Raw genomic sequence first — 7,889 nt, 5'->3', positions numbered from 1 at the left:
CTCAGCCCCTCCTCCAGGTCCGGGCCGGCGGGAAGCCGCGGGTCCGGTCCCAGCGGGTCGGGGTGCTGCGCGGCCGGGCCCGCCCCGGTGCCGCCGCCCGGGCCACCAGGGCGGCGGCCAGGACGACGGCCAGCGCCGCCGTCTCGACCGCGTCCGGCCGCCCCCTGACGATCCGCCACAGGGCGTGCGTGTGCTCGCCGCCGCTCATACCGGCGGGTTCCCGTGCTTGCGCGAGGGCAGGTCGACGTACTTGGCGCGCAGCATCCCGAGCGCGTCCACGAGGACGGAGCGGGTCTCGGCGGGGCTGATGACGTCGTCCACCAGGCCGCGTTCGGCGGCGTAGTAGGGGTGCATCAGCTCGGCCGTGTACTCCTTGATCTTCTGCGTGCGCATCGCGTCGGGGTCGTCGGCGGCCGTGATCTCGCGGCGGAAGATGACGTTCGCGGCGCCCTCCGCGCCCATCACCGCGATCTCGTTCGTCGGCCAGGCCAGGGCCAGGTCGGCGCCGATGGAGCGGGAGTCCATGACGATGTACGCGCCGCCGTAGGCCTTGCGCAGCACCAGCGAGATGCGGGGGACGGTGGCGTTGCAGTACGCGTAGAGCAGTTTGGCACCGTGCCGGATGATGCCGCCGTGCTCCTGGTCCACGCCCGGCAGGAAGCCGGGTACGTCCACCAGGGTGACCAGCGGGATGGAGAAGGCGTCGCAGAACTGTACGAAGCGGGCCGCCTTCTCGCTGGCGTGGATGTCGAGGACCCCGGCGAGGGCGGCGGGCTGGTTGGCCACGAAGCCGGTGACGTGGCCGTCCATCCGGGCCAGCGCGCACACCACGTTCGGCGCCCAGGCCGGCTGCACCTCGAAGTACTCGCCGTGGTCGACGACCTCCTCGATCACGCGCCGCATGTCGTACGACTGCTGCGGGTTGACCGGGACGATGTCCACCAGGGCGTCGGTGCGCCGGTCGGCGGGGTCGTCGCAGTCCTCGCGCGGCGCGGTCTCGCGGTTGTTGGAGGGCAGCAGCGACAGCAGGTGCCGTACGTCCTCCAGGCAGCCCTCCTCGTCGTCGTACGCGAAGGCGGCCACGCCGGAGGTCGCGGCGTGCACGTCGGCGCCGCCGAGCCCGTTGTGGCTGATCTCCTCGCCGGTGACGGCGCGCACGACGTCGGGGCCGGTGATGAACATCTGCGAGGTCTCGCGGACCATGAAGACGAAGTCCGTCAGCGCCGGCGAGTACGCCGCGCCGCCCGCGCACGGCCCGAGCATCACCGAGATCTGCGGGATGACCCCGGAGTTGTGGACGTTGCGCTGGAAGATGCCGCCGTAGCCGGCCAGGGCGCTGACGCCTTCCTGGATGCGGGCGCCGGCGCCGTCGTTGAGGGAGACCAGGGGCGCGCCGGCGGCCTCCGCGAGGTCCATCACCTTGTGGATCTTCTCGGCGTGCGCCTCGCCCAGCGCCCCGCCGAAGATGCGGAAGTCGTGGGCGTAGACGAAGACTGTACGGCCCTCGACGGTGCCCCAGCCGGTGACCACACCGTCGGTCCAGGGCCGCTTGTCCTCCAGTCCGAATCCGCTCGCACGGTGCCGGCGCAGGGTCTCGATCTCGCGGAAGGAGCCCGCATCGAGGAGGAGGTCGATCCGCTCGCGGGCGGTCAGCTTGCCCTTGGCGTGCTGGCGCTCCGTGGCCCGCTCGTCGGGTCCCGCGACGGCCAGGGCCTTGATGTCGGCCAGTTCCGCGGCCCGGTCCAGGAGCGGAACGGGCGGGACGGGCGGGGCGTCGGCGATGGTCATATGGGGCTCCTCCAGATCTGAAGGCCGGATTCAGCCACCGTCGCGCGCGGGGCTCAAGAGGCCGTCGAGACGCACTCGAATCCACCGCGACCGGAGGGCCCGACCGCCGTATGATCCCCGTGACTTGACTGTTCGATGACTTGTCCATGACCTGACCACGAGCAGGGGGAATCCACGTGGAAACGGCACGGCTCGCGTCGCTCATCGCGGCGACGATCACGATGGGCCTGGTCAGCGGCCTGTTCTACGGCTTCTCCGTCTCGGTGATGCCGGGGCTGAAGCGGACCGACGACCGTACGGTCATCGACGTCATGCAGAAGATCAATGTGGCGATCCTCAACGGCTGGTTCGTCCTCGGCTACATCGGCGCGTTCGTCTTCACCGCCCTGGCGGTCGGCCTGCACGTCCCCGCCGACGGCCGGGACGTCCTGCCGCCGCTGATCGCGGCCCTGGTGGCGTACGTGGCCGCGATGGGCCTGACCAACAAGGTCAACATCCCGCTCAACAACGCGCTGGAGAAGGCCGGCCCGGTCGACCGCATCGCCGACCCGGCCGCCGTCCGCCGCGCCTTCGAGGCCCCGTGGGTCCGCGCCAACGTCTGGCGCACCCTGCTGTGCACGGCCTCGCTGGGCTTCCTGGCCTGGGCGCTGTTCGCGTACGGCGCCCTGAAGTGACGAGGAGGCCCCCCGCCGGGCCGGCCGGCGGGGGGCCTCCTGCACGTGCCCGCTGGTGGGGCGTCAGCGGCGGGCCGTGGCCCGGCCGTAGAGGACCAGGGCGCGGGAGAGGGCGGTCAGGGCGGCGGTGCAGAGCAGCGTGCGGACGATGTTCGTGGACACCCAGGTGGTCTTGAACTTGTCCACGACCGAGAAGTCGGTCAGCTTCGCCGCGTCGCCGAGGTCCTTCAGCTCGTTGTTCAGCGGGATGTTGACCGTGAAGGTGATCATGAGGACCACGAGGTAGGCCACGGCGGCCGCGCCGACGAACAGGGCGACCGTCCGGCGGCCCTTGCGGAACTCGATCACCGCCGAGGCCCCGGCCGCCAGCAGGGCGAGGATGAAGGCCATGCCGAAGAGGCCGTTGCCGTCGATCTCCGCGTTGAAGTTCTGCATCGCGGTGACGTACGTGCGCTCGTCGGCGTCGGCCAGACCCGGCATCACGGAGATGTCGTAGGCGAAGAAGAGACCGGCCATCAGGCCGATCAGTACGGTCGCCAGGACCATCAGGGTGGTGCCGAGCTTGGTGCTCCCGGCCGTGTCCGGCGCGGGCTGTGCGTAAGGCGGGTAGGTGGCGCCGCCGGGCGGGACGGCTGCGTAGGGGTTCTGGCTACCGGCCGGATTGGGGTTCATCGGTTGCGTCCCATCTGGGTGGTCGGAAGTACTGCTTGCCCTCGGCACGGACATCCGATCCTGGCACTGTGATCCCGGGCCCGGCCACGGGGTTCCACCTGCCCTTGAGCCGGGTTCAAGGGCAGGTGGCGGGATCCGGCCGCGGCGGTTCGGCGGGGGCGGCGGCTCGGGGGGGCGCGGAGCCGGCCCGGGGGTCAGTAGCGGTAGTGGTCCGGCTTGTACGGGCCCTCGACCGCGACCCCGATGTACTCGGCCTGCTCCGGGCGGAGCTCGGTGAGCTTGACCCCCAGCGAGGCCAGGTGCAGGCGGGCGACCTTCTCGTCGAGGTGCTTGGGGAGGACGTAGACGTCGGTCGGGTACTCCTCGGGCTTGGTGAAGAGCTCGATCTGGGCCAGGGTCTGGTCCGCGAAGGAGTTCGACATCACGAAGGAGGGGTGGCCGGTCGCGTTGCCGAGATTGAGCAGGCGCCCCTCGGACAGCACGATCAGGACCTTGCCGTCGGGGTAGGTCCAGGTGTGGACCTGCGGCTTGACCTCGTCCTTGACGATGCCCTCGGTCTTCGCGAGCCCGGCCATGTCGATCTCGTTGTCGAAGTGGCCGATGTTGCCGACGATGGCCTGGTGCTTCATCTTGGCCATGTCGGCGGCCATGATGATGTCCTTGTTGCCGGTCGTGGTGATGAAGATGTCGGCGGTCTCCACGACCTCGTCCAGGGTGGTGACCTGGTAGCCGTCCATGGCGGCCTGCAGGGCGCAGATCGGGTCGATCTCGGTGACGATGACGCGTGCGCCCTGGCCGCGCAGCGACTCGGCGCAGCCCTTGCCGACGTCGCCGTAGCCGCACACCACGGCCGTCTTGCCGCCGATGAGGACGTCGGTGGCGCGGTTGATGCCGTCGATGAGGGAGTGCCGGCAGCCGTACTTGTTGTCGAACTTCGACTTCGTCACCGCGTCGTTCACGTTGATCGCCGGGAAGAGCAGGGCCCCGTCGCGGTGCATCTCGTAGAGGCGGTGGACACCGGTGGTGGTCTCCTCCGTCACGCCGCGGATGCCGGCGGCGAGCTTGACCCAGTCGAGGCTGCTGTCGCGCAGCAGCTGGTAGACGATCCGCAGCTCGTCGTTGTCGGCCGTGTCGGGGTCGGGCACGGAGCCGGCCTTGGCGAATTCGACACCCTTGTGGACGAGCAGGGTGGCGTCACCGCCGTCGTCCAGAATCATGTTCGGACCGAGGTACGAGGGCCGACCATCAGGCGCAGCCGGACCGTCGGCTCCGGGCCAGGTCAGCGCCTGCTCGGTGCACCACCAGTACTCCTCCAGCGTCTCGCCCTTCCAGGCGAAGACCGGGATGCCGGCGGCGGCGATCGCGGCGGCCGCGTGGTCCTGGGTGGAGTAGATGTTGCAGGACACCCACCGCACCTGGGCGCCGAGCGCGACCAGGGTCTCGATCAGCACGGCCGTCTGCACGGTCATGTGCAGCGAGCCGGTGATCCGCGCCCCGGCCAGCGGCTGGGCCTCGGCGTACTCCTTGCGTATCGACATCAGGCCGGGCATCTCGTGCTCGGCCAGGGTGATCTCCTTGCGGCCGAACTCGGCGAGGGAGAGGTCGGCGACCTTGAAGTCCATGAAAGCTGCTCCGTGATGGTGAGGTGGGGTGAGGTGAAGTGGTGGGCCGGCAGACGGGCCGGAGGGTGGGTCAGGCGTGCGGACCCGGGTCCAGCTTCAGGTCCAGGTTCTGATGGATCTCCAGAGTCGCGGTGGACTTGTTGAGGGTGATGTAGTGCAGGCCGGGCGCCCCCTCGGCGAGCAGCCGTTCGGCCATGCACGTCGCGTACTCCACCCCGATCCGGTGCCCGGCGGCCGGGTCGTCCTTGGCGGCCTCCAGCCGGGCGGCGAGCGCCGCGGGGAACCGGGCGTCGCTGAGCTCGGCGAAGCGGGCGATCTGGCGGAAGTCGGTGGCCGGCATGATCTCCGGGATGATCGGGGTCAGGCAGCCGACCGCCGCCAGCCGGTCGCGCAGCCGCAGGTAGTCCTCGACGTGGAAGAACATCTGGGTGATGGCGTAGTCCGCGCCCGCCCGGCACTTGGCGGCGAAGTGGCGGACGTCGTCGGTCCACGAGGGCGACCGCGGGTGCCGCTCGGGGAACGCGGCCACCCCCACCGTGAAGTCCCCGAGCTGCCGGATCAGGCTGACCAGCTCGTGGGCGTGCGTGAAGCCGCCGGGCTCCGGCCGCCACTCGCCCTTCGGGTCGCCCGGCGGGTCGCCGCGCAGCGCCAGGACGTCGCGGATGCCGGCATCGGCGTACTGCCCGATGATGTGCCGCAGCTCGGCCACGGTGTGCCCGACGGCCGTCAGGTGGGCGACGGGGCGCAGGGTCGTCTCGGCGGCTATCCGCTTGGTCACCTCGACCGTGCGGTCCCGGGAGGAACCGCCCGCGCCGTAGGTGACGGACACGAACGAGGGGGCGAGCGGCTCGATCCGGCGGATCGCCTTCCAGAGCGTGCGCTCGCCGGCCTCGGTCTTGGGCGGGAAGAACTCGAACGAGAAGCTCTTGCGGCCCGCGGCCAGCAGCTCACGGACACCGAGGGTCGGCGAGGTGCGGGGGCGTTCGATGGTGGCGGCCAGAGCAGCCGGCATGGTCGACTCCTTTCCGTACGTACGGGTCTCAGCGCGCGTTGAAGTAGTTCGCCTCGGGGTGGTGGACGACGATGGCGTCGGTGGACTGCTCGGGGTGGAGCTGGAACTCCTCGGACAGGTGCACCCCGATCCGCTCCGGCCGGAGCAGGTCGGCGATCTTGGCCCGGTCCTCCAGGTCGGGGCAGGCGGGGTAGCCGAGGGAGTAGCGGCAGCCCTGGTACTCGGTGCGGAACATGCCGTCCATGGAGCCCGGATCGGATCCGGCGATGCCCAGTTCGGCGCGGACGCGGGCGTGCCAGTACTCGGCGAGGGCCTCGGCCAGCTGCACGGACAGGCCGTGGAGCTCCATGTACTCGCGGTAGGAGTCGGCGGCGAACAGCCGCGCGGTCTCCTCCCCGATCCTGCTGCCCACGGTGACCACCTGCAGGCCGACGACATCGGTCTCGCCGGACTCCTCCGGGCGGAAGAAGTCGGCCAGGCACAGCCGCCGGCCGCGGCTCTGCCGGGGGAAGGTGAAGCGGGTCCGCTCGCCGCCGTCCTCGTCGAGGAGGATCAGGTCGTCGCCCTTGGACACGCAGCGGAAGTAGCCGTGTACGACGGCCGCTTCGAGCAGCCCGTCCGTGTGCAGCCGGTCCAGCCAGCCGCGCAGCCGGGGCCGGCCGTCGGACTCGATGGTGTCGGCGTCCTTCAGGCCCCACTGGCCCTTGAACAGGGCGGTCTCGTCCAGCCAGGAGGCGTAGTCCTTGAGCGGGATGCCCTTGACGACGCGGGTCCCCCAGAACGGCGGGGCCGGCACCGGGTTGTCGACGGCCACGTCGGAACGCCCGCCCGGCTCGGGCCCCTGCTCCGAGATCAGCAGTGGCGTGTCCCGCCTGGCTACGCGGCGCTGCTTCAGCTCGGGCAGGGTGGCCCCGGGAACGCCGCGCTTGACGGCCATCAGGCAGTCCATGAGGCGCAGGCCTTCGAAGGCGTCGCGGGCGTAGCGGACCTCGCCTTCGTAGATCTCGTGGAGGTCCTGTTCGACGTACGCCCTGGTCAGCGCGGCGCCGCCGAGGATGACGGGGTAGTCGGCCGCCATGCCACGGGAGTTCAGCTCCTCCAGGTTCTCCTTCATGATCACGGTGGACTTCACCAGGAGACCGGACATGCCGATGACGTCGGCCTTGTGCTCCTCGGCGGCCTCCAGGATGGCGGAGACGGGCTGCTTGATGCCGAGGTTGACGACGTTGTAGCCGTTGTTGGACAGGATGATGTCGACGAGGTTCTTGCCGATGTCGTGCACGTCGCCGCGGACGGTCGCCAGGACGATCGTGCCCTTGCCTTCGGCGTCGGACTTCTCCATGTGGGGCTCGAGGTGGGCCACCGCGGTCTTCATCACCTCGGCGGACTGCAGCACGAACGGCAGCTGCATCTGCCCGGAACCGAACAACTCACCGACGACCTTCATCCCCTCCAGCAGGGTGTCGTTGACGATGTCCAAGGCCGGGCGGGACTGGAGTGCCTCGTCGAGGTCGGCCTCCAGGCCGTTCTTCTCCCCGTCGATGATCCGCCGCTGCAGACGCTCCTCCAGCGGCAGGGCGAGGAGTTCCTCGGCCTTGCCGGCCTTGAGGGACTTGGTGTTGACCCCCTCGAAGAGCTCCATCAGCTTCTGCAGCGGGTCGTAGCCCTCCCGACGCCGGTCGTAGATCAGGTCCAGGGCGGTGCTGACCTGCTCCTCGTCGAACCGGGCGATCGGCAGGATCTTCGAGGCGTGCACGATCGCCGAGTCCAGGCCCGCCTTGACGCACTCGTCCAGGAAGACGGAGTTCAGCAGGATGCGCGCGGCCGGGTTCAGACCGAAGGAGATGTTCGACAGGCCGAGCGTGGTCTGCACGTCCGGGTGGCGGCGCTTGAGCTCACGGATCGCCTCGATCGTCGCGATACCGTCCCCGCGGGACTCCTCCTGACCGGTGCAGATCGTGAACGTCAGGGTGTCGATCAGGATGTCCGACTCGCGGATCCCCCAGTTCCCGGTCAGGTCGGCGATGAGACGTTCGGCAATGGCGACCTTGTTCTCGACGGTGCGGGCCTGGCCCTCCTCGTCGATGGTCAGCGCGATCAGCGCCGCACCGTGCTCCTGCG

General features: G+C 70.1%; 7 protein-coding genes. 1 reads left to right on the top strand and 6 read right to left on the bottom strand.

Annotated features, from left to right (window positions below):
• Position 1 precedes the first annotated feature (1 nt).
• On the bottom strand, positions 2-208 hold the full coding sequence (locus GPJ59_RS30465; RefSeq protein WP_219671145.1) for an acyl-CoA carboxylase epsilon subunit: 207 nt from the start codon (positions 206-208) through the stop codon (positions 2-4).
• Entirely contained in the window at positions 205-1,788 is a 1,584-nt protein-coding gene (locus tag GPJ59_RS30460) for an acyl-CoA carboxylase subunit beta (protein ID WP_219671144.1), read from the bottom strand. Before GPJ59_RS30460 ends, GPJ59_RS30465 begins: the two co-directional genes overlap by 4 nt.
• 176 nt (positions 1,789-1,964) lie before the next feature.
• Here GPJ59_RS30460 and GPJ59_RS30455 point away from each other — a divergent pair, with 176 nt between their 5' ends.
• Positions 1,965-2,462 carry an anthrone oxygenase family protein gene (locus GPJ59_RS30455; protein ID WP_219671143.1) on the top strand — a complete coding sequence of 166 codons (498 nt, stop codon included), beginning with the start codon at positions 1,965-1,967 and terminating at the stop codon, positions 2,460-2,462.
• A gap of 63 nt (positions 2,463-2,525) precedes the next feature.
• Here the strand turns inward: GPJ59_RS30455 and GPJ59_RS30450 are convergent, their stop codons facing one another.
• The 4 genes from GPJ59_RS30450 to GPJ59_RS30435 all read right to left on the bottom strand — a co-directional run.
• Positions 2,526-3,134, bottom strand: coding sequence for an anthrone oxygenase family protein (locus tag GPJ59_RS30450; RefSeq protein ID WP_219671142.1), 609 nt, complete (start codon positions 3,132-3,134; stop codon positions 2,526-2,528).
• Between the two features lie 194 nt (positions 3,135-3,328).
• The gene (gene ahcY / locus GPJ59_RS30445; RefSeq protein ID WP_219671141.1) at positions 3,329-4,756 is read right to left on the bottom strand and encodes an adenosylhomocysteinase; all 1,428 of its coding nucleotides are present in this window, start codon (positions 4,754-4,756) and stop codon (positions 3,329-3,331) included.
• 70 nt (positions 4,757-4,826) lie between these two features.
• Entirely contained in the window at positions 4,827-5,768 is a 942-nt protein-coding gene (gene metF / locus GPJ59_RS30440) for a methylenetetrahydrofolate reductase [NAD(P)H] (protein ID WP_219671140.1), read from the bottom strand.
• 28 nt (positions 5,769-5,796) lie between these two features.
• On the bottom strand, positions 5,797-7,889 hold a 2,093-nt coding region (locus GPJ59_RS30435), incomplete at its 5' end, for a methionine synthase (RefSeq protein WP_219671139.1).

Origin of the sequence: Streptomyces bambusae (assembly GCF_019400985.1) — a bacterium.
Lineage (GTDB): Bacteria > Actinomycetota > Actinomycetes > Streptomycetales > Streptomycetaceae > Streptomyces > Streptomyces bambusae_A.
The sequence above is the reverse complement of the archived record's forward strand: the minus strand, read 5'-3'. Positions and strand labels throughout refer to the sequence as shown.

What these genes read in the sequence shown, in the direction of transcription:
- GPJ59_RS30465 (WP_219671145.1), bottom strand. Translation starts at nt 208, where the DNA reads ATGAGCGGCGGCGAGCACACGCACGCCCTGTGGCGGATCGTCAGGGGG.
- GPJ59_RS30460 (WP_219671144.1), bottom strand. Translation starts at nt 1,788, where the DNA reads ATGACCATCGCCGACGCCCCGCCCGTCCCGCCCGTTCCGCTCCTGGAC.
- GPJ59_RS30450 (WP_219671142.1), bottom strand. Translation starts at nt 3,134, where the DNA reads ATGAACCCCAATCCGGCCGGTAGCCAGAACCCCTACGCAGCCGTCCCG.
- ahcY (WP_219671141.1), bottom strand. Translation starts at nt 4,756, where the DNA reads ATGGACTTCAAGGTCGCCGACCTCTCCCTCGCCGAGTTCGGCCGCAAG.
- metF (WP_219671140.1), bottom strand. Translation starts at nt 5,768, where the DNA reads ATGCCGGCTGCTCTGGCCGCCACCATCGAACGCCCCCGCACCTCGCCG.